The sequence below is a fragment of the Sphaerimonospora mesophila genome (assembly GCF_001417795.1).
In the GTDB taxonomy this organism is placed as follows: Bacteria; Actinomycetota; Actinomycetes; order Streptosporangiales; family Streptosporangiaceae; genus Sphaerimonospora; species Sphaerimonospora mesophila.
On record NZ_BCBX01000040.1, the window covers coordinates 73,736 to 95,639 of the forward strand.

A 21,904-nucleotide genomic window follows, 5' to 3' on the forward strand; every position below is an offset into this window, starting at 1 on the left:
CCGACCCCGACACCGGGGAGGCGAGCGAGGAGAGCCGCTATCTCTACCGGACGAAGCGGACGATCTGGCTGTCCGCCGACGGCACCAGAGACGGCGCACTGAAGGTCGAGAACCTGGCGCCCCGCGCCTATCCCGGCTGGCCGATCCCCGAGGACGCCTACCGCGAGAAGGGCACCTGGTGGGCCTCGTTGCCGGTGTGCGACGGTGCGACACGGGACACCGCCTACACCTCGCTGAGGAGGCTGCCGACCGACGCCGAGGGGATGCGCGACTACCTGTACTCGCGCGAGCGCGGCGACAACCCGCCGGACGTGGGGGCCTGGACGGCGGTGGGCGATCTGCTCAGGGAGACCTATCTGCCGGCCGCCCAGCGCGCCGCGCTGTTCAAGGCGGCCGCCACGATCCCCGGCGTCACCGTCACCCAGGACGCACAGGACGCCGCCGGTCGCAGGGGCATCGGCGTCGGCCGGGTGTCCTCAGGCGTGCGAGAGGACATCATCTTCGACCCGAAGACGTACGAACTGCTCGGCGAGCGCGGCGTCGTGGTGAACGAGAAGGCGGCCAGGTCCCCCGTGGGCAGCCTGGTCGCGTCGACGGCCCAGCTCGAGGTGACCGTCGCCGACAGCGCGCCCGAGGTGGACGACCCCACCTCCGAATGCGCGAACGGCGGCTGACCCCCCCAACCCCGTGGCGTGATCTTGCACTTTCTCGCAGAGATCCCCTCTCACCAGGCGAAACACCTGTCGTGATCTTGCAGAAATGTGGCCGCGACGCGGCTGACCTGCGCGTATACCATTCGTGATCTTGCAGTTCGATACGGAATGCAAGATCACCGAAGCCGGTCGCGCGGGTCAGCCGCCACGAATGGGAGTTTCTGCAAGATCGCGAATGCTACTTGGCCAGGTCAGGCGCGAGGGGTGCGAGAAATCGCAAGATCACGCGGGGTGGTTCGGGTTCAGGCGCACTGCTCCAGCATCGCCGCCTTGTCCGCCGTGGTCACCGGGAGGTCGTACTTGAGGGAGACCTGGGCGAAACGCACGGCGTAGGAGCAGCGGATGCTCCGCTGCGGCGGCAGCCAGGTCGCCGGGCCGGCGTCACCCTTGGAGGAGTTGGTGGAGCCGTCGACCGGGAGCAGGTTGAGCGGGTCGTTGGCGATCTGTTTGCGTTTGTCCTCACTCCACCGTGACGCACCCATCTGCCAGTCATAGGACAGCGGCATCACATGGTCGATCTGGACCTTCGCCGCCGCCTGCTTGGTCCAGTCGATGGTCTTGCCGGTGTAGGGGTCGTAGATCGTCATCTTGACGATCACACAGTTGGAGCCCTCGCGGTATTCGATATCCCGGCCGTCCCGCTTCAGCAGATCGTTGCGGGTGTCACAGCCGTTACGCCCCCACGGGACGTCGTCCACACTGTCCGCCCAGGCGTACCCGAACTTGTCCCGGGAATATCCGGTCTTCGGCCCGCGGCCCTTGGTCCGCACCTTGTCGATCAGCTTACGGGCCTCGGAGCGATCACCGGCCGAGGTGATCGGTCCGAGTCCGGGGCCGGTGCCGTCCGGATTCTTGAGCGGGCTGACGCCGAGCGCCGCCTCCTTGCCCGCCCCACCACCGCTGTCGGCCGGACCCATGCGGCCCAGGCCGAGATCGTCCTCGATGGGCCCGCACCCGGCGAGCACCCCGGCGAATATGGCGGCCGCCGCCGAGACGGCGGCGAACCTGGCTCCACGACCGCCCACTGCCACCCCTAAGTCATGAAATCGCACACTTAGGTATAGCAGTGCCCCAAGAAACGGCAAAGACAGCAATATCCGGACTTGTCGGATGTCAACTTTGTCGGGGATTCGGTGGGCGCGCCCACTCCCGCCCACCTACTGCGAGATCACGGAGTGCGAATGCGCAGGTAGACCGGGCTACCTGCGCGAAACTGCAAGATCACGAATGGTGTCGGCGCAGGTCACAGCCAGTGCGAGTTTTCGCAAGATCACGGCGGGGGTGGGTGTGGGGGTGGGATCAGCGGGGGTGGGACCCGATGGGTCAGGCCGGGATCCAGTCCTGCCAGACGATCTTGTTGGCCTCGACCCACTTCTTGGCCGCGTCCTCGGCGGACATCTTGTTCACCGCCATGTCGTACGCGACCGCGTTCTGGTCGTCGTTCGTCCACGAGAAGTTCTTGACGAGTTCGTACGCCTTGCCGCCCTCCCGCGCGAACTTGGTGCTGACGATCTTGTCGAGCAGGTACGGCGGGTAGTCGCAGGCGACCTTCTTCGGGTCGGCGTCGCAGCCGATGGCGTACGGCGGGAGGTTGACCTTGACGAGCTTGAGCTGGCTGAACACCCACTGCGGCTCGTACAGGTACATCAGGAGCGGCGTCTTCTTCTCGGTGGCCTCCTGCGCCGCCTTGATCAGCGCCTCCTCGCTGCCGGAGTAGACCACCCGGTACGGCAGGGCGAGGTTCTTGACCAGCGCCTCGTCGTTGGTCACGTAGGACCGGTCGCCGGCCAGAAGCTGCCCCAGGTCACCGCTCTTGTCCGTCTTGAACAGGTCCTTGTACTTCGGCAGGTTCCGGTAGTCCGTGATGTCCGGGTATCGCTGCACCATCCACTCCGGGACGTACCAGCCGAGGACGCCCTTGTTACCGGTCTGTCCGGCGCTGATCGCGACCTTCTTCTCCTCGATGTACTCCTTCTTCAGCTCCGGGTGGGACCAGTTCTCGATCACCACGTCCACTGTGCCGTCTTCGAAGCCCTTCCAGGAGTCCGCCTCACCGCTCTCCTTCAGCTCGATCTTGTAGCCGAGCTGGTGCTCCAGCAGGTAGGCGACCACGGCGGCGCTGGCCTCGTACCCGATCCAGGGGTTGATCGCCAGCCGTACGGTCCCGGAACCACCCGCGGCGGTCCCTCCGGCGCCGTCATCCGACTCACTTCCGCTGCACGCGGTCATGGTCAGCGCGATCATCAGCAACCCGGCAAGGAGACGGACCCTCTTCAATGTAGACCTCGAATCGATCTCGAACGGCCGGCGGGCGCGCTACGGGAGCGTTGCGCGTGGCACCGGCAGAGTATTGCACAACCGGAATGGCCGTATCGGCCGCGACCGATGGACCGCGGCCGATACGGCGCGAAGCGGACGGGACGAGTCCCGAAGCCAAAAGTCTGGGGAGCGCCGGGCGGATTCCGCCGGTCGCGATCGCCGGACCCGGCTAGCTCTTCGGCATCCAGGCCTGCCACACGTTGGGGTTGGCCTCCACCCACTTTTTGGCCGCGTCCTCCGGGGACATCCCGTTGTTCGTGATGTCGTCGGCGACCGCGTTCTGGTCCTCGTTGCTCCAGGAGAAGTTCTTGACCAGTTCGTACGCCTTGCCGCCGGTTTCGGCGAACTTCTTGCTGACGATCTTGTCGAGCTCGTACGGCGGGTAGTCGCAGGCGATCTTCTTCGGGTCGCTGTCGCAGCCCTCCGTGTAGGCCGGGAGGTTGACCTTCACGAGCTTGACCTGGTTGAACAGCCACTGCGGCTCGTAGAAGTACATGAGCAGCGGCTTCTTCTGCTCGGTGGCCTGCTTGGCCGCCTTGATGAGCGCCGCCTCGCTGCCCGCGTAGACCACCTTGTAGTCCAGCTTCAGGTTCTTGACCAGGGCCTCGTCATTCGTGACGAAGGACGGGTCGCCGTCCAGGATCTGGCCCTTGCCGCCCGACTCCGACGTCTTGAACACGTCGGCGTACTTGTTCAGGTTCTTCCAGTCGGTGATGTCGGGGTACTCCTGCGTCATCCACTCGGGGACGTACCAGCCGATGACACCCTTGTTGCCGGTGGGCCCGGCCTCGACGGCCACGCCCTTCTCCTCGATGTACTTCTTCTTGAGGTCCTCGTGACCCCAGTTCTCGATGACGACGTCGACGTCGCCCGACTCCATGCCCTGCCAGGACGGCTCCTCGGCGAGCGTCACCTTCTCGACCTTGTAGCCGAGCTCGTGCTCCAGCAGGTGGGAGACCACCGCGGCGTTGGCCTCGTAGCCGACCCAGCCGTTGATGGCCATCTTGACGGTGCCACCCGCCGGAGCCCCGGCGGCCGAACCGCCCGCGCTCGCGCTCGGCGCCGCCGCCGAGTCGTCCTCGACCTTGGCTCCACCGCAGGCGGTCGCGCCGAGCGCGAGGACGAGAACACCTGCGAACAGCCGTAACTTCATCATGCGTTCCTCTTCTTGTGGGAGCTGCGACGCCTGTCGGCGCCCTGCGTGATCCGGTCGAGCATGATTCCGAGGAGGACGAGGGCGACACCGGCCGCCAGGCCCTTGCCGTAGTCCTCCTGCTGCGAGATCCCGGCCACGACGTCATATCCGAGCGCGCCCGCGCCCACCAGCGCACCGATCACCACCATCGCCAGGGTCATGACGATCCCCTGGTTCGCGGCGAGGAGAAGCGAGTTCCGCGCCATCGGAAGCTGCACCTTCCACAGCATCTGCCGCTCGGTCGAGCCGGCCGACCTGGCGGCCTCCATGACGGTCGGCGGCACCGCACGCAGTCCGTCCTCGACGAGGCGCACCACCACGGGCACCGCGTAGATGAACGCCGCCATGATCGCGGTGAACCGGCCGTTGCCGAACAGCGCCACGGCGGGCAGCAGATAGGAGAACGACGGCATGGTCTGCGCGGCGTCGAGGACCGGCCGCAGCAGGGCGGCGAACCTTCTGTAGCGCGCCGCGACGGTTCCGAGCACCATTCCGCACGCGATCGTGATGACCGCGCCGACCAGCACGATGGTCAGCGTCTCCATGCCGTGCTGCCACAGGCCGAGGGCGGCGACCCCGGCGAGACAGCCCGCTGCGATCAGCCCGGCCGCCCACCCGCTCAGCCGCCAGGCGAACGCGAGCACCGCCACCGTCACCAGCCACCAGGGAGCGCTGGTCAGCACGCCCTGAAGCGGGTTGAGCAGGCCGTACGCCACCGTGTCGTTGAGGAAGCCGGTGAAGACGTACCAGTTCGACTCGATCCAGTCCACCACGTCGTTGATCGGGCGGACGAGCTGGATCTCCCACTTCTCGGGGAACTCCGGTGCCAGGACCGGGGTGAGCGCGACCCCCAGCACGGCCAGTACGGCGAAGCCGCCCCAGCGGACCACCGCGGAGCGTGCGCGGGAAGCCGTACGCCTGATCGCGGCCGCCCTGGTGATCCGGTCGAGCACGATGGCGATGAGCACGATGGCGACGCCCGGCACCAGGGCGGCGCCCACGTTGACCCGGGCGAGCGCACGCAGGAGGTCGACGCCGAGCCCGGGGGCGGCGATCAGCGCGACGAGCGGCACCATCGACAACGCCGCGGCGATCGTCTGGTTGACCCCCAGCATGATCGTGTTGGCCGCCATCGGCAGCCGCACCTTGCGCAGCGTCTGCCACCCGGTCGCGCCGAGCGACTCCGACGCCTCCACCGCCGTGGGCGAGACCCGCTGGACCGCGAGGGAGGTGATCCGGATCGCCGGCGGCATCGCGTAGATCATCGTGGCGATGGTCGCGGAGGCCGGCCCGATGAGGAACAGCAGGATGATCGGCGACAGGTAGGAGAACGTCGGCATGATCTGCATGACGTCGAGCACCGGGGTGACGACCCGCCGCACCCGGTGCGACCGGCCGGACCAGATCCCGACGGGGATGCCGACCGCCAGCGACAGCAGCACGGAGGACAGGGTCAGCGCGAGCGTGTCGACGCTGGCCTCCCAGAAGCCGAGCACGCCGAGGCCGCCGAACCCGGCGAGCGAGACGAGCGCGACCCGCCAGCCGCCCGCCAGCCAGCCCAGGGCCCCCGCCAGCCCGATCAGGCCCGGCCAGCCGAGTCCGGTCAGGGCGGTCTGGAGCAGCGTGTACAGCTCCGCCACGAACATGCGGACATAGTTGACGACGTAGAGGAACAGCGGGCTGCTGTTGCGGTTCGCGTCCACCCAGTCGCGGGCGTCGTTGAGCCAGTGGAACAGCGGCGCGTCGTCGTCGTGCGGCAGCACGGCGCTGTCCTTGAACACCGCGTAGAGCGCCACGACCGCGGCGGCCCCGGCGATCGGCGGCGCCCAGCGGACCAGGCGGCCGGAGGCACGGCCGGGCCCGTTCCCGGCCGGGGCCGGCGATCGCGGCGGCGACCCGGCCGGCGGCGCCGGTTCCACGCCGGGCGGGGCCGAGACGGGCGGCAGCGACGGCGTGTCTGCGGATGCGGTCACCACTGTCACACCTCCTTGGCGGCGCCGACTCGGACCCCACCGGATCCGGTCCCGGGACCGGCGGCGTCCGGTCCCACGGCGGCCAGCAGGTCGACCCGGTCGACGATGCCGAGGAGGTCGTCGCCGGAGACCACCCGGATCGGCCGGGCCGACTCCATGGCGGCCGGCACCGCGTCGTGGATCAGCGTGTCGGCCGGCAGCTCGGGGCCGTCCAGCGGCTCGCCGGACTCGGGCTCACGGCAGATCCACCGCAGCGACAGCACCTGGGCCCTGGGGACGTCCCGCACGAAATCGGCCACGTAGTCGTCGGCGGGCGCCCCGACCAGTTCCTCTGGCGTGCCGACCTGCACGATCGCGCCGTCCCGCATGATCGCGATGCGCTCGCCCAGCTTGAGCGCCTCCGACAGGTCGTGGGTGATGAAGACCATGGTCTTGCCGACCTCGCGGTGCAGCCGGATGACCTCCGCCTGCATGTCGCGGCGGATCAACGGGTCGAGCGCGCTGAACGGCTCGTCGAACAGCAGCACCTCCGGGTCGACGGCGAGCGCCCGGGCCAGGCCGACCCGCTGCTGCATGCCCCCGGACAACTGTTCCGGATAGGAGTCCTCGTGCCCCTCCAGCCCGACCAGCGAGAGGATCTCGCGGGCTGTGCCGTGCCGTACGCCTTTCTGCACGCCCTGGACCTCGAGCCCGTAGGCGACGTTGTCGATGACCCGGCGATGCGGCAGCAACCCGAAATGCTGGAACACCATGCTGACGCGGTGGCGGCGCAACTCACGAAGCTGCCCGGCGGACATGCCGCGCACGTCCTGCCCCCCGATGGCGATCTCTCCGGCCGTCGGCTCGATGAGCCGGGTGAGGCAGCGGACCAGTGTCGACTTGCCGCTGCCGGACAGGCCCATGACGACGAAGACCTCGCCGGGCCGGACCTCGAAGCCGACGTCCCTGACCGCGGCGGTGCAGCCGGTCTTGGCGCGGAGCGCGGCGGGGTCGAGGTCGGCGTCGGGGCTTCCGATGATCCGGTCGGCCTTGGGGCCAAAGATCTTCCAGAGCCCGCGAACCTCGATCGCGGCTGTGCTCACTCTGATCCCCCTCACTTGGCGATCACCCGTGAGGCGGCCCGGGTCGCGCGTCGAAAGCCATGTCCCGCTGCGCGGACAGCACTTTCTCACCGCTTCCCGGACACCCGGAAACGCCGCAGCACGGTGTGGATGTCGCCATCCGCGGGCCGTGGATGAAGAGCTGGGGCTGCCGAGTCCTCATTGGGCATACGCACATTTGTTGCGCAATGCACAACGATCATCTCGTCTGTCAACAGAGATGAGGCTAGGCCCCAAGAGCCACAAATTTGACCAAAAACACTACCTAATCGCCATATCGTGACCGCGCGGTGATCTCCCGGGCGGTCACGTCTCAGATCATGAGAACACCCGGATCACCGGATAACGGACGCACATGCGCCGACGCCCCGACCCCAAGGTCCGTCCGTACGGGCACGTGAAGGGGCACCCCCGAACACCCCCGCCCCCACTCCCGTGATCTTGCGATTTCTCGCAGACCACCCTCCCGACTTGGGCGAACACCATCGGTGATCTTGCATTTCCTCGCAGACGAGTCACCTGACCTGCACTTACGTGTTCGTGATCTTGCAGTTGCGACTGCAAGATCACGAAGAGTGTTCACGCAGCTCAGCACCTATCCGTGCGAGAAACTGCAAGATCACGAACGCGAAACGCCCGGTCAGGGCCCGATCTGCGAGAAATCGCAAGATCACGGGCGGGAGGGTGGGGGTGGGGTGTGGCGGGGCTAGAGGCCGTACTCCTTGGAGATGCGCTCGTGCCGCTCGGCCTCGATTCCGACCTCGCGTGCCAGGTCGAGCCAGGCCAGCGGGTGGGACCACTGCTCGGTGACGTCGTCGAGCACCGCGTCGAGCTCAGCCGGACGCACCGTCGGCGGAATCGCCACCCAGCCGAACACGCCCGGGAGCCGCTCTCCGGTCGCGGGGTGGGTGACGGTGTAGTTCTCATCGCTGTAGACCCACATGGGCCAGCCGCGCTCGGCCAGCACCTCGTTGAACTCCGCCCACTCGTCCTCGGAGGGGGCCGCCCCGTCGAAGAACCAGCTGGTGTAGCCGCCCGGCCGCAGCATCGTCACCCCGGCGAAGGGGACGACGAAGCTCTCACGCTCCTGCGGGTCCTCCGGGATCGGCTCCAGCGGACGCGGATCGATGACGATCACGTCGCCCGCGTTGTACTCCATGCCACGCGGCTGCGGGACGGCCAGCCGGGCGGTGGCCGGGCCGGTCCGTACGGCGAGCACCTCGCGCTGGCTGCCGTCGGGGGCGGGCAGGATGGCGCGGATCAGGTGCCACTCCTCCTCGATCGGGCCCTCCGCCGACTGGATCGGCATGCCCAGCTTGGCGGCCCCGGCCCGGACCGTCGGCCAGTCCTCGATGGCGGTGGACAGGACGATGATCCGCCAGGTGTCCTCCTCCTCGCCCTCGCCGGACTCCAGCAGCGGCCGGAGGATCTCGGCGGCCTTGGCGTTGTCGCCGAGTTGCTGGACGGCGCCGGACCACAGCCGGCGTGCCTCGAGCGTCGGATCGGCGGCGACGGCCCGCTCGGCCTCGGCCGCGGTCTCCTCCCAGCGCTCGCGGGCGCGGTGGAGCCGGGCCAGGGTGAGGTGCGACCGGGTCTCCGGCAGGCGGGCGGCGAGCCGCTCGACCCGCTCGTCCTGCCCCGACTCGATGAGCAGGCTGGTGAGGTAGGCGATGTCCTCGTCCGAGGCGGTGGCCGGGTCGCCGTCCTCGGCGATCGTCTTCCAGTAGATGTCGGCGCCGGTCGCGGCGTAGCCGAGGAACCCGAGGGTGGTGGTGTGCCGGCGGGTCGCCTCCAGGTCGGTGCCGGACAGCGGCCACAGCCAGCCGACCCACCGCTCCGGATCGGCCGTACGGCCGTCGGCGGCGTCGAAGTAGGCGACCAGCTCGTCCTTGGGACCGGGCAGCGGCGGCTCGGCCTCCGCGTCGGCCGCGGCACGCAGCTCGGCGACCCGCTCGGCGAGGCCCTCGGTGCCGCTGAGGTCGGCCAGCACGGACTCGGCGTAGTCGGCGAGCAGCCGGGCCTGCCAGATGCCCTGCCGGGCCACGGCGAGCCGACCGGCGGTGAGCGCCAGCTCGAAGCGGGAGCGGTGGCCGCCCATGGTCTCGAAATAGGTGATCCACTGGCGCAGGATGCGGCCGAGCTGCCAGGTGTTGGAGATGGATCCGCTCGACACGAGCAGGCTGACCGTGTGCGCCCACTCCACCCACTCGCGGGGGTGCTCGCCGACGACGTCGAGGTCGGGCAGCGCCTCGACCGCCTCGTCGATGCGGCCGTCCGTGGCCAGGATCAGCGACTTGAGCAGGGCCTCGCGGCGGTCCTTCGCCACGGGGTCGTCCGGCTTGAAGCCGGTAGCGGCCTCGAGCGCCGCCAGCGCGTCCTGGGCCCGCCCGGCGGCCAGCAGCGCGCGGGCCGAGGCGGCGGCCAGTTCCCAGCTCGCCTCCTGGCCCGCCTCGCGCAGCCGGTCGACGGCCGCCTCGGCGTAGGCCACGGCCTCGCCGGCCTGCCCGGCGTCGAGCAGCGCGGAGACGTACTGCGTGGTCAGACCGGAGAAGGCGAGCGAATCCGGCCCGATTCCGCTGAGCGCGGTGTTGAGCGCGGCCATCCGCTCGCTCGCCAGGCCGGGACCGTCGGTGTTCGCCTGGGTGATCGCCAGCACCTCGACGGCGGCGGAGGCGGACGGGCAGTCACGGACGTCCGCACGTTCGGCGAACTCCACCAGGGCCGCCGCGTCGCCGAGCGCGACCGCGCCGTTGGCCCGGTCGCCCACCCGCCCGATCATGTGCCAGTAGCGGGCGAACAGCTCCAGCCAGGGCTGCTCGAGGCTCTCCGCGTGCTGGGCGATGGCGGGCGCCATGACGTCCAGCTGGGCGTATCGGCCCTCCAGCGCCTGCGCCGGGATGTCGCTCAGCGCCATGGCCAGCCCCATGTTTCCGGTCTCGTGCAGTTCGCGCTGGGTGCCACCGACCCAGGCCCAGATGTCGACGTCCATGGGCAGCCAGTCTGCCAGGTCGCCGACCATGTCCCAAACAGCCCACGACGCCAAACCCGGCCTCCGGTCATCGCCCGTGCCGCGTGAACAGCACGGTCTTGAACAGCATGGTCATGAAACGCCCACGGCGCCGCACCATGGGGGTACGGCGCCGCGGGTCGCTGCGGAAATCAACCCCTGACGGGCGACATGTGGATCAGAGCCGCTGCCAGAGGGCGGGCACGTTCGGCGGCTCCCAGCCCGGCAGGGAGGTGTGCGCCTGGAGGCACCGGTAGGTGGCGCCGCCGTAGGTCACCGTGGCGCCGGCCGAGTACGCGGTGTACGTCTGCCAGGTGCCACCGGGGTTGTTGGTCTGGGTCGGGGTCGGGGTCGGGCTGGGGCCGTTGCCCGTGGTCTTGAGGGTGAGGCCGTAGACCGAGAGGATCTCGTTGACCGGCTGGTAGTAGGTCGTGCCGCCGGAGCTGCAGTTCCCGCTGCCGCCGGAGGTGACGCCCTGCGCCTGGTCGCCGGAGATGAACGAGCCGCCGGAGTCACCGGGCTCGGCGCACACGCTGGTGCGGGTCACCTCGTAGACGGTGCCCTGGGAGTAGGTGACGCTGGTGTTGTGCTGCTGGACCGTGCCGCAGTGCCAGCCGGTGGTCGAGCCCGACCGGCAGATCGAGGCGCCGACGAGCGCCACGTTCGAGCCGCGGACGGTCAGGTTGCCGCCGTTCTGGTTGACCCACGGCTGGGCCGTCCAGTTGCTGTTCGCCGCGACCCACGCGTAGTCGTTGCCGGGGAACGACGAGCCCTGGAAGCTGCCCTGGGCGACCCGGTTGGAGCCGCTGGTGGAGGCGCCGGTGCTGCCGCAGTGGCCGGCGGTCACGAAGCCCTGCGTGGTGCCCCGGGTGACCGGGAAGCCGATCGAGCAGCGGCTGCCGCTGCCGATGTAGTAGGCGTCGCCACCGCGCAGGTCGTAGAAGGTCTGCGGCTGCTCGTCCGACCGCTCGACCCGGATCAGCGAGCGGTCGGCGCCGCTGGCGGCGACGAACTTCTCCGCGGCGGCCGGCTCGGAGGACAGCACGACGACGCTGTTGCTCTGCACGTCGACGTACCAGACCGGCGCGGTCTTGGGCGCGCTGCTCCCGACCCGGTCGAGCGCGTTCTTCGCGTCGACGAGGGCGGCGTACGGGTGCTTGACCACCTTGGCCTGCGCGCCCTCGGCCGCGATCGCGGAGGCGGAGGAGGAGTCGGTGGTGGCGACCACGAGCTTGGCGTCGGCGCCGGTCAGCCAGGCGCCGCCGAACCGGTCGCCGAGCCTGCCGCGCAGCGACGACTCGGTACGGCCCGCCCGCTGCTCGTTGGCCAGCCTGGTCTTGGCCTGCTCGGCGCTGAGGCCGAGATCGCGCTGCATCGCCGCGACCAGGCCGGGCGGCGGGTCGGCCACGACGGCCTGGGCCGCCGGTGCCTGTGCGGCCGGAGCCGGTTCCGCGATGGCCGCGCCGATCGGAATCGTGAGACCGGAGGCCACCAGGACTCCGGCCACAATTAAGGAATTTCTCCGGAACATGCAGTTCTCCTTGAGAGGGCTGGGGATGGCCCCAAGGTAACTGCGACTGGTCCCTCTAGGGATCTACCGTTTTACCCCTACCGCGGTGTTATGACCTGGTCGAGGAGGCCGGCCTCGATCACTCCGGAGGCGACGAGCACGGCGGGTCCGGACAGATGGCTGGTGTCCGCATCGAGGGTGACGGTGACCGTACCGCCCGGCACGCGGATCTGCCAAGCCCCGGTCGGCTCCCCGGCCGCCCGGGCGGCGGCCACGGCGGTGGCCACGGCCCCGGTGCCGCATGACCGGGTCTCCCCCGAGCCCCGCTCGTGCACCCGCATGACGACGGCGTGATCGCCGACCACGTTGATCAGCTCGATGTTGACGCCGTCCGGATAGACCTCCCGGTCGAACTCCGGCTCCCGGCCGAGGTCGAAGTCGGCGACCGGATCGTCGATCAGGCAGGCCAGATGGGGGTTGCCCATGTTGACGTTGAGGCCGTCGTAGGTCCGCCCCTCGACGGTCGTACGGCTCCCGCCCAGAACCAGGGGCCGGCCCATCTCGACGGTGACGTCCCCGGTCTCGGCGAGCCGCACCCGCTTGACCCCGGCCCGGGTGGCGACGCCGAACTCCCCGGCGGCGGCCAGGCCCGCTTCGACCAGGTATCGGGCGAACACGCGCACGCCGTTGCCGCACATCTCGGCGACGCCGCCGTCGGCGTTGCGGTAGTCCATGAACCACTCGGCCGCACCGGCCTGATCGGCCACCTCGGCGCAGCGCTCGGTGCGCACGACCCGCAGCACGCCGTCGGCCCCGATGCCGGCACGGCGGTCGCACAGGGCGGCGACCCCCGCTGCGGTCAGCTCGAGCCGCGCGTCCGGGTCCGGCAGGATGACGAAGTCGTTCTCGGTGCCGTGACCCTTGACGAAACGCATGTCGGGATCCTACCCGCGCACCAGTGCGAGCGCCCGGTCGGCGAGGTCCGCGAGGGCGGCCCGTCCGCCGGCGGGGTCGAACGGCCGCCACACCACCCGGGGGTCGCGGCGGAACCACGACTCCTGCCGCCGGGCGAACCTGCGGGTCGCCCGCACGGTCTCCGCGCGGGCCTGCTCCTCGGTCCACTCCCCGGACAGGAAGCGCAGGACCTGGGCGTAGCCGAGCGCCCGGCTCGCGGTCCGCCCCTCGGCCAGGCCCTGCTCGAGCAGCCCGCCGACCTCGTCCACCAGCCCGGCCTCCCACATGCGGGAGACCCGCAGCTCGATCCGTTCGTCGAGCACCGGCCGGGGCACCTCGACGCCGATCTGCACGCTGTCGTAGACCGAGTCGTACGACGGCATGGTGGCGGAGAAGGGACGCCCGGACAGCTCGATCACCTCGAGGGCCCGGACGATCCGGCGGCCGTTGCTCGGCAGGATCGTCTCGGCCGCCACCGGGTCACGGTTCTTGAGCCGGTCGTACAGCACGGCCGGACCCGCCTCGGCGAGCTCCCGCTCCAGCCGGGCGCGCAGGTCCGGATCGGTGCCGGGAAACTCCAGATCGTCGAGGACCGCCCTGACGTAGAGCCCCGACCCGCCGGCCAGGATCGGCGTCCGGCCGCGCGCGAGCAGGTCCTCGACCAGCGGGCGGGCCAGCCGCTGATATTCGGCGACGCTGGCGGTCCGGGTCACCGGCCAGATGTCGAGCAGGTGATGCGGCACCCCCCGCCGCTCGGCGGGGGACAGCTTGGCCGTGCCGATGTCCATGCCGCGATAGAGCTGCATCGAGTCGGTGTTGACGACCTCGCCGCCCAGCCGGAGCGCCAGCTCGACGGCGAGGTCGGACTTGCCCGCCGCCGTGGCGCCGACGACTGCGATCACTTGTTGCTGCCCCACACCGTCCAGTGTCGCAGCGCCGGAGGGGTCGGGCGTCCCCGTGGTCGGGCGACCGGTGGCGTCCGGGTGTCACATGTCCCAGTCGAGCGGTGGCTGGAGATGGCCTTCGAGGGTCAGCAGCCAGCGCTTGGACTCCACGCCGTCGCCGCCGCTGAACCCGCCCAGGCCGTTGCCCGCGACCACCCGGTGACACGGCACGATGATCGGGATCGGGTTGCCGCCCATGATCGAACCGATGCCGCGGGCGGGAACACCGGTCCCACTCCTGGCCGACAGCTCGCCATATGTCACGACTTTTCCGTACGGAACGGTGTCGAAGAGCGTGCGGAGGACCTGACGCTGGAGGGGCGAGGTGAGCCGCCAGTCGATCGGCACGCCGAACTCCCGCAGCTCCCCGCTGAAGTAGGCGGCGAGCTCGGCGCGCGCGGCCGCCGTACGATCCGGGTCGTCGGCCACGGTCAGCCCGAGACGGCCGGCGATGCGCGCCCGCACGCGCGGCTCGTCGTGGAAGTGCGTGGCGACGACCCCCTCCTCCGTCACGGCCGCCAGCACGTCGCCGAGCCTGGTCGGGACGCTGCCGAAAGCTACGGTCTGCCCCATCCGCCCATTCTCCCACCGATCCACATGACGTCCGCGAAAATTCAACGTGCCCGTTTCGGCACCGGAATACGCATGAGATCACGCGCAACGATCACGTCCCCGTCGTACGCCTCGCGGACCTCGGCGACGAAACGGGGCTCGTCCTCGAAGGAGTAGCGCTCGGAGAAGTGGGTCAGCACGAGACGCCGCACCCCGCACTCCGCCGCCACCCGGCCCGCCTGGGCCGCCGTGAGATGCCCGTAATCGGCGGCCAGCCCCGCCTCACCCGACAGGAACGTCGACTCGATCACCAGCAGGTCCACGCCGTCGGCCAGCGCGAACACCCCGTCGCACAGCCGGGTGTCCATCACGAAAGCGGCGCTCTGGCCCGGGCGCGGCTCGCTGCAGTCGGCCAGCGTCACCGTCGAGCCGTCGGGCAGGGTCAGCGAACCATGCCGCAGCAGCTCGCCGATCATCGGTCCGTGCACGCCCCGCCGGGTCAGCTCTTCCGGCAGCATCCGGTGCCCGGCCGGCTCGTCCAGGCGGTAGCCGTACGCCTCGATCGGGTGCGACAGCGGCCGGGCGGTCAGCGTCACCGGTCCGGCCGGCCACTCGACGCGATCGCCCGAGACCGGGCACGGGACGATCACGTCCGTGTCGGCGAACGACGTGGCATGGCGCAGCCGCCGCCAGTACGGCTCGCCGGAGGCGGGATAGGCGACCCGCACCGGATGGGTCACCCGGTCGCGGGCGACACGCTGGATCACCCCGGGCAGGCCGAGGCAGTGGTCGCCGTGGAAGTGCGTGACGCAGATCCAGGTGAGGTCGTGCGAGGTGACCCCGGCGTGCACCATCTGCCGCTGGGTGCCCTCCCCCGGGTCGAACAGGAAGCCCTCGCCGTCCCAGCGCAGCAGATACCCGTTGTGGTTGCGGCGGCGGGTGGGAACGGCGCTCGACGTCCCCAGGACGACCAGTTCGCGGACGGACACAACAGGGATCCTAGATCGTCTCCGATGCCCGTCGAGGGTCCGGACGGCCGCCGGCCTCGCTCCTCCGTCGCCGAGTGAGAGATTCACCACATCGATGGTATTAACCGGCTTACTCGTAAATACCAGCCGTAGATCTCAGGCGATCAAGTCGGACCGAAACACCCGCCGAGAGCATCGGCAATCTCACGGCGAGCCAAAATCCCAGTTCACATGGGCAATAGGTCGCCATGGAAGGTGACAGCGGGGCGAGTGCGGGGCCGGGGTTCGCGACCTGTAGTTTGTACAACGTTTTTCGTTCAAAACCGGCTTGGTCGGGCATGCCGACAGCCATCCGCCGTAAGCCTCCGCCGGCGCACGCCGGGCCGGGACGACGCCGCGGGGAGCGCCAGGCGAGTCCGGTGCCGGAAGGCCAACATCCGCACGACCTGAGGAGACTGAGCGAGGATGTCGGACATCATCGTCGAGGAGCCGGCCGAGGACGTCCCGCCGGCTCGCCCCGATCCGGATTCCGGGGGCAAGCGAGCACGAATGATCGGCCGCGGCTGGGTTCAGGCGGCCATCCTGGTGACCGCCCTCGGCTTCCTCGTCCTCGGACTGCTCGCGGTCCGCACCTACCAGGCCGAGCCGCCCATCCCGCAACGCGTCACCACGGCCGACGGTCAGGTGATCTTCACCGGTGACGACGTGCGGAACGGCCAGCGGGTCTTCCTGCGCACCGGCCTCATGCAGTACGGATCGATCTTCGGGCACGGCGCCTACCTGGGCCCCGACTTCACCGCGGACTACCTGCACCGCAGCGCCACCTTCGTGCAGGAGCGGTACCGCAGGGCGGGGAGCGCGGACGCGCACGCCGGCACCGTGTCCGAATTCCGGACCAACCGATACGACGCGCGCACCGGCACGCTGGTCTGGACGGCGGCCCAGGGTGCGGCGTTCCAGGAGATCAGGGACCACTACGCGGACCTGCTCGGCCGTCCGGAGGGCAAGCAGGGGCTGCGCCCCGAGGCGGTGACCGACCCCGGGGAGATCCACGACCTGACCGCCTACTTCGGCTGGTCGGCCTGGGCCGCCGCCGCCGAGCGGCCCGGGGAGACGTACTCGTACACCAACAACTGGCCCGCCGAGCCGCTGGTCGACAACGGGCCGACCGGTCACACCGTGACGTGGAGCGTGCTGTCGCTGATCTTCCTGCTGGGGGGCGCCGGGGCGCTGTTCGCCGCGTTCGGCCGATGGAACTTCCTGGGCTGGCACGGCCGCGACCAGCGGACCCTGCGCTTCCACGCGCCGCGCGACGTCCTGCTCACCCCGGCGCAGCGCACCACTGCCTGGTTCTTCTTCGCCATGGCCGCGCTGTTCCTCGTGCAGGTCCTCGTCGGTTCGGCCACCCAGCACTACCGGGCCGATCTCGGCACCTTCTTCGGCATTCCGCTGGACCGCTGGCTGCCGTACAACCTGACCCGCACCTGGCACACCCAGCTCGCGATCTTCTGGGTGGTCACGTCGTTCCTGGCCATCGGCATCTTCCTGGCACCGCTGATCTCCCGGGGCTGGGAGCCGCGCAGGCAGGCGCTGCTGTCGCGGCTGCTGCTCGGGGCGCTCGTCGTGGTCGTCGGCGGCAGCCTGCTGGGCGAGCTGGCCGGGCAGCGCGGATGGCTGGGCCCGCTGTGGAGCTGGCTCGGCAACCAGGGCTGGGAATACCTCGACCTCGGCCGGCTGTGGCAGGTGCTGCTGGTCGGCGGGCTGACGATCTGGGTGGTGATCCTCTTCCGCGGGCTGCGCAGACGGCTGCGCACCGAGAGCGTGGCCAACATGCCGTGGATGTTCTTCCTCGCCGCGCTCGCGCTTCCGGCGTTCTACGCGGTCGGCCTGCTCGCCACACCGGACTCCTCGTTCACCAGCGCCGACTTCTGGCGGTTCATCGTGGTGCACCTGTGGGTCGAGGACTTCATGGAGCTGTTCACCACGGTCACCGTCGCCTACCTGTTCGTCATGCTCGGCGTGGTGCGCGAACGGGTGGCGCTCGCGGTGATCTACCTCGACATCGTCCTGTACAGCGCGGGCGGCGTGATCGGCACCATGCACCACCTGTACTTCTCCGGCGAGCCCGCCGAGCACCTCGCCCTCGGCGCGATGTTCTCCGCGCTCGAGGTCATCCCGCTGCTGTTCCTGACCGTGGAGGCCTGGAGCTTCCTGCAGCTCGGGGCGCGTAAGAAGAGCCCGTCGAGCACGCCGTTCCCGCACCGCTGGGCGGTGATGTTCCTGGTCGCCGTCGGTTTCTGGAACTTCCTTGGCGCCGGGATCTTCGGGTTCCTGATCAACCTGCCGATCGTGTCCTACTACGAGATCGGCACCGGCCTGACGGCCAACCACGCGCACGGCGCGATGATGGGCGTGTACGGCATGCTCGCGGTGGGATTCGCCGTGTTCGCGCTGCGCTACCTGATCCCGGAGGAGCGGTGGTCCGACCGCTGGCCGCGGCTGTCCTTCTGGTCGCTCAACCTGGGCCTGGCCTGGATGTCGTTCGCCACCCTGCTGCCCGGCGGCGCGCTGCAGCTCTACAAGGTCCTAGAAGCCGGGTACGCCGACGCCCGCAGCCTCGGCTACCTCCAGGGCAAGGCCAACGCCGTGCTCGAGTGGCTCCGCCTCCCGGGCGACGTGGTGTTCATGGTCGGCGGCGTGCTGCCGCTGCTGTGGATGACCTGGCTGGGCATCCGCTATCGGGTCGCGGCGGCACGCCGGGCGGACGCCCCGGAGCAGGTCCTTCTTTTCACCGAGATCGTCGACCCCGGGGAACCGGCCGACTCCGGTGAGCCGGCCGAGCCGGTGGGCCGATGAGCGGCGAGGCCGTTTTCATCTGCGCGTACGCCGTGGCGCTCCTCGGGGTGGCCGCCATCCTGGAGATCTACGGCAGACAGCCGACCAGCGCCTGGTCCTCACGGATCTTCGCCGGATATCGGCGCGCGGTGCCCGACGCGCCCAGCCCGGCCGACCCCGAGGACTGGCCGCACTCGGAGGCGAACCGTTTCCACCAGGTGGTGTCGCTGTTCGTCACGGTGGTCGCGGTGACCCTGATCGCGGGTGAGCTGCTCCGCCACCACGCGCCGTTCGAGGTGCTGGCCCTGGCCGCGGCCGGGTCGGCCCACGGCCTGCTGGCCACGCGGATCGTACGGCGACTGCGCCGCGCCCAGGCCTCCCGTACGGCCGGGCCGGCCGAACGCGGGGACGACGGGTTGTGGAAAACGTCCTCGGAGTGAGACGCCGGCGAGCACACTGAGAGTGAAGGCCGGAAACGGTCCGTAGCGATCAGGAAGAATCACCACGTTGCCACAGCATGACCCCATACCGGAAACCCGGCGTCGAGGCTCCGCGATCCTCGCCATCGTCGGAGTCACGGGCGTGGTCGCCCTCGCCGGCTTCGCCATCGCCCTCGGTGCCGTGCCGGAGCACACCTCGGCCGCTCCGGCACGGTCACCGGTCGTCGAGGTGTCCGTACGTCCGCCGGTGGAGCCGCGTGGCGTCCCGGAGGCCGAGATGGGCTCCATCGGTGGCTCCGGCGCTCAGGGCGTGGCGGCGGGGCGGGATCCCGCCCCGTCGCCGCCCGCCGCCGGGCGTTTCGGCCCGGTGCGCAAGCCGGGCGGCCCCGCGTCCGGCCGGTCTTCGGCAGAGGGCGACTCCGCAGAAAACGGTGCCACGTCGGGGAACACCGACTCCCCCGGAGACGGCGGCACCGCGAGTGGCGACGGGCCCCGGTCCGGCCGGGCGGCGGCGAAACGGCCGACCGGACCGGCGACGGCCCCGCCGCGTCCGCGACCGGCGCCGTCCGGCGACCACGCGGGCCGCTCCCCGGCCACGCGGAAGCCGCCGCCGACGCGGCGTCCGGCGGCTCCGGAGAGGTCATCGACGGAGGACGCGAGGCCGTCGGCGGCGGAGAGCGCGGAAAGAGACACCGCACGGTCAAGACCCAGCCCGGTGCCCGACCCCTGCGCGACCTTCCACGACCTGCGCCGCGACTACTGCTACGAGGTGCTCGACCGCCTCATGAGCGATTAGCCGATCCGCTCAGCTCGCCGAGCAGGCGGGAGGTTCGACGGGTGCGGGGGCGGGGCGCCCGATCGTCGGCATGCCGAGGCTGACGGCGCGGCCCCGTTCAGGGGCGTCCTGACGCGCCTGCCACGCGTCGCCCGCGCGGGTCCGCCGTACGGACATGACCTTGTCGGCGACCAGATGATGCGGCGCGGCATAGGTGACCTCGGCGGTCACCATGTCGCCCGGCCGGGCGTCGGCGGCGGCGACGTGCACGAGGCGGTTGTCGGCCGCGCGCCCCGACAGCCGGTGGGTGGCGTCGTCCTTGCGGCCCTCTCCCTCGGCGATCAGCACCTCGACGGTCCGGCCGACCTGCGCCCGGTTCTCCGCCCAGGAGATCTCATCCTGGAGGGCGACCAGGCGCTCGTACCGCTCCTGCACGACCTCCTTGGGCACCTGGTCGTCCATCGTCGCGGCGGGCGTGCCGGGGCGGATGGAGTACTGGAAGGTGAACGCGTTGGCGAAACGGGCCTGCCGTACGACCTCGAGCGTCTGCTGGAAGTCCGCCTCGGTCTCGCCGGGGAAGCCGACGATGATGTCGGTCGAGATCGCAGCGTCGGGCATGGCCGCGCGGACCCGGTCGAGGATGCCGAGGAAGCGCTCGGAACGGTACGACCGGCGCATCGCCTTCAGCACCCGGTCGGAACCGGACTGCAGCGGCATGTGGAGCTGGTGCATCACGTTCTGCGTCTCGGCCATGGCGTCGATCACGTCGTCGGTGAACGCGGCGGGGTGCGGCGAGGTGAAGCGGACCCGCTCCAGGCCGTCGATCTCCCCGCAGGCACGCAGCAGCTTGCCGAACGCCAGCCGGTCGCCGAACTCGACGCCGTAGGTGTTGACGTTCTGCCCCAGCAGGGTGACCTCCAGCACGCCCTGGTCGACCAGCGTGCGCACCTCGCTCAGGACGTCGCCGGGGCGGCGGTCCTTCTCCTTGCCGCGCAGCGACGGCACGATGCAGAACGTGCACGTGTTGTTGCAGCCGACCGAGATCGCGACCCAGGCGGCGTACGGCGACTCGCGCCGGGTCGGCAGCGTGGACGGGAAGGTCTCCAGGGAGTCCTTGATCTCGACCTGTGCTTCCTGGGCGATCCGGGCGCGTTCCAGCAGCACCGGCAGCGAACCGATGTTGTGCGTGCCGAACACGACGTCGACCCACGGGGCCCGGCGGACGATCTCGCCCTGGTCCTTCTGGGCGAGGCAGCCGCCGACCGCGATCTGCATGCCGTCCCTGGCCATCTTGATCGGCCGCAGGTGGCCGAGGTTTCCGTACAGCCGGTTGTCCGCGTTCTCGCGCACCGCGCAGGTGTTGAACACGACGACGTCAGCGGGCTCCCCCTCGGGGGCCCGGACGTATCCGGCGTCCTCCAGCAGCCCGGCCAGCCGCTCGGAGTCGTGCACGTTCATCTGGCAGCCGTAGGTCCGCACCTCGTAGGTCCGGGCCGCGGCCTCGGTGCCGTGAGTGGTCGCAGTCATCGCGATACAAGCGTAGGCGCTCCCCGGCACCTTCCCGTACGCCGACCGGAATGACGACGTTCCGTTACCTTCTCATCACACTCCGCCGCGTGAGCCGGTAGGTTGTCCACGGGGGTCGTACGCGCGGGCGCGGCCGGACCGAGCGCCGGAGGCGGTGAGCCGTTCACCGGTCGGCCCGGCCGTGCCCGTCCGGCTCGGAATGCCCGAGCCGTGCACATCGGCCCTGATCAGGAGGGTTCGCAGGTCGTGACCGGATCGGTACCAGGTGGTTAGTGACTTGGCAGTATCAACCCCCCTACGTTGTTGACCATGACGGAGACCGGTGGTTCCACCCCGCTGGTAAAGCTCGAAGGGGTGAACAAACACTTCGGCACGTTGCACGTGCTGAAAGACATCGATCTGGATGTGCAACGCGGCGAGGTGGTCGTGGTCATCGGCCCCTCCGGCGGCGGCAAGTCCACGTTATGCCGTGTGATCAACCGCCTCGAGACCATCGACTCGGGCACCATCACCTTCGACGGGCGGGAGCTGCCGGCGGAGGGCAAGGCCCTCGCCCGGCTGCGGTCCGAGGTCGGCATGGTGTTCCAGTCCTTCAACCTCTTCTCCCACAAGACGATCCTCGAGAACGTCACGCTCGGCCCGATCAAGGTGCGCGGGATCTCCCGGCAACAGGCCGAGCAGCGCGGCATGGAACTGCTCGAACGGGTCGGCATCGCCTCCCAGGCGGGCAAATATCCGGCGCAGCTCTCCGGAGGCCAGCAGCAGCGCACCGCCATCGCCCGGGCTCTCGCCATGGATCCCAAGATGATCCTCTTCGACGAGCCGACCTCGGCACTCGACCCCGAGATGGTGCAGGAGGTGCTCGACGTCATGGTCACCCTCGCCCGCGACGGCATGACCATGATGGTCGTCACCCATGAGATGGGCTTCGCCCGCAGGGCGGCCAACCGGGTCGTGTTCATGGCCGACGGTCAGGTCGTCGAGCAGGGCCCACCCGCGGAGTTCTTCACCCGGCCCAGCACCGATCGGGCCAGGGACTTCCTTTCCAAGATCCTCACCCATTGATCACACGTGTCCCCGGCCCGGACCGGG

17 protein-coding genes are annotated in these 21,904 nt (G+C 70.0%); 5 read left to right on the forward strand and 12 right to left on the reverse strand.

All coding sequences use genetic code 11. The features are described 5' to 3' along the window. The coding region (locus AP234_RS21830; RefSeq protein WP_055481562.1) for a CU044_5270 family protein at positions 1-674 on the forward strand (674 nt) is incomplete at its 5' end. A 281-nt stretch (positions 675-955) separates the two neighbouring features. On the opposite strand, the gene AP234_RS21835 is transcribed toward AP234_RS21830, so the two are convergent. From AP234_RS21835 to AP234_RS21885, 11 genes are all read right to left on the reverse strand, one after another. Next, positions 956-1,738, reverse strand: coding sequence for an HNH endonuclease family protein (locus tag AP234_RS21835; protein ID WP_235558312.1), 783 nt, complete (start codon positions 1,736-1,738; stop codon positions 956-958). A gap of 298 nt (positions 1,739-2,036) precedes the next feature. Continuing rightward, positions 2,037-2,957 carry an ABC transporter substrate-binding protein gene (locus tag AP234_RS21840; RefSeq protein ID WP_055481705.1) on the reverse strand — a complete coding sequence of 307 codons (921 nt, stop codon included), beginning with the start codon at positions 2,955-2,957 and terminating at the stop codon, positions 2,037-2,039. Between the two features lie 244 nt (positions 2,958-3,201). Beyond that, a complete protein-coding gene (locus AP234_RS21845; RefSeq protein ID WP_055481563.1) occupies positions 3,202-4,188 on the reverse strand; it encodes an ABC transporter substrate-binding protein in 987 nt (328 codons plus the stop codon). After that, positions 4,185-6,200, reverse strand: a complete 2,016-nt coding sequence (locus AP234_RS21850; RefSeq protein ID WP_235558313.1) for an ABC transporter permease subunit — start codon at positions 6,198-6,200, stop codon at positions 4,185-4,187. The genes AP234_RS21845 and AP234_RS21850 overlap by 4 nt, the downstream gene beginning before the upstream one ends. 5 nt (positions 6,201-6,205) lie before the next feature. Then, positions 6,206-7,282, reverse strand: coding sequence for a quaternary amine ABC transporter ATP-binding protein (locus tag AP234_RS21855; protein WP_235558314.1), 1,077 nt, complete (start codon positions 7,280-7,282; stop codon positions 6,206-6,208). Between the two features lie 724 nt (positions 7,283-8,006). Beyond that, positions 8,007-10,319, reverse strand: coding sequence for a tetratricopeptide repeat protein (locus AP234_RS21860; RefSeq protein WP_235558315.1), 2,313 nt, complete (start codon positions 10,317-10,319; stop codon positions 8,007-8,009). Positions 10,320-10,485: 166 nt separating this feature from the next. Further along, complete coding sequence (locus AP234_RS21865) at positions 10,486-11,799, reverse strand: carbohydrate-binding protein (RefSeq protein WP_235558316.1); 1,314 nt, start codon at positions 11,797-11,799, stop codon at positions 10,486-10,488. Between the two features lie 116 nt (positions 11,800-11,915). Further along, positions 11,916-12,752, reverse strand: coding sequence for a diaminopimelate epimerase (gene dapF / locus AP234_RS21870; RefSeq protein WP_055481564.1), 837 nt, complete (start codon positions 12,750-12,752; stop codon positions 11,916-11,918). Between the two features lie 9 nt (positions 12,753-12,761). Then, complete coding sequence (miaA, locus tag AP234_RS21875; protein WP_152990561.1) at positions 12,762-13,688, reverse strand: tRNA (adenosine(37)-N6)-dimethylallyltransferase MiaA; 927 nt, start codon at positions 13,686-13,688, stop codon at positions 12,762-12,764. Positions 13,689-13,757: 69 nt separating this feature from the next. Next, a complete protein-coding gene (locus tag AP234_RS21880) occupies positions 13,758-14,288 on the reverse strand; it encodes a methylated-DNA--[protein]-cysteine S-methyltransferase (RefSeq protein ID WP_055481566.1) in 531 nt (176 codons plus the stop codon). Between the two features lie 41 nt (positions 14,289-14,329). Continuing rightward, positions 14,330-15,256, reverse strand: coding sequence for a ribonuclease Z (locus AP234_RS21885; protein WP_055481567.1), 927 nt, complete (start codon positions 15,254-15,256; stop codon positions 14,330-14,332). 444 nt (positions 15,257-15,700) lie between these two features. On the opposite strand from AP234_RS21885, the gene AP234_RS21890 reads away from it, so the two are divergent. The 3 genes from AP234_RS21890 to AP234_RS21900 all read left to right on the forward strand — a co-directional run bounded on the left by AP234_RS21890 (position 15,701) and on the right by AP234_RS21900 (position 19,306). Next, positions 15,701-18,091 carry a cbb3-type cytochrome c oxidase subunit I gene (locus AP234_RS21890; RefSeq protein ID WP_083502325.1) on the forward strand — a complete coding sequence of 797 codons (2,391 nt, stop codon included), beginning with the start codon at positions 15,701-15,703 and terminating at the stop codon, positions 18,089-18,091. Continuing rightward, on the forward strand, positions 18,088-18,510 hold the full coding sequence (locus AP234_RS21895; RefSeq protein ID WP_055481568.1) for a hypothetical protein: 423 nt from the start codon (positions 18,088-18,090) through the stop codon (positions 18,508-18,510). The genes AP234_RS21890 and AP234_RS21895 overlap by 4 nt, the downstream gene beginning before the upstream one ends. A gap of 67 nt (positions 18,511-18,577) precedes the next feature. After that, positions 18,578-19,306: a hypothetical protein gene (locus tag AP234_RS21900; protein ID WP_152990562.1), complete on the forward strand. Its 729-nt coding sequence runs from the start codon at positions 18,578-18,580 to the stop codon at positions 19,304-19,306. Between the two features lie 9 nt (positions 19,307-19,315). Here the strand turns inward: AP234_RS21900 and miaB are convergent, their stop codons facing one another. After that, positions 19,316-20,812: a tRNA (N6-isopentenyl adenosine(37)-C2)-methylthiotransferase MiaB gene (gene miaB / locus AP234_RS21905; protein WP_055481570.1), complete on the reverse strand. Its 1,497-nt coding sequence runs from the start codon at positions 20,810-20,812 to the stop codon at positions 19,316-19,318. A gap of 309 nt (positions 20,813-21,121) precedes the next feature. Here miaB and AP234_RS21910 point away from each other — a divergent pair, with 309 nt between their 5' ends. Beyond that, positions 21,122-21,877, forward strand: a complete 756-nt coding sequence (locus tag AP234_RS21910) for an amino acid ABC transporter ATP-binding protein (RefSeq protein WP_055481571.1) — start codon at positions 21,122-21,124, stop codon at positions 21,875-21,877. Positions 21,878-21,904: the final 27 nt, after the last annotated feature.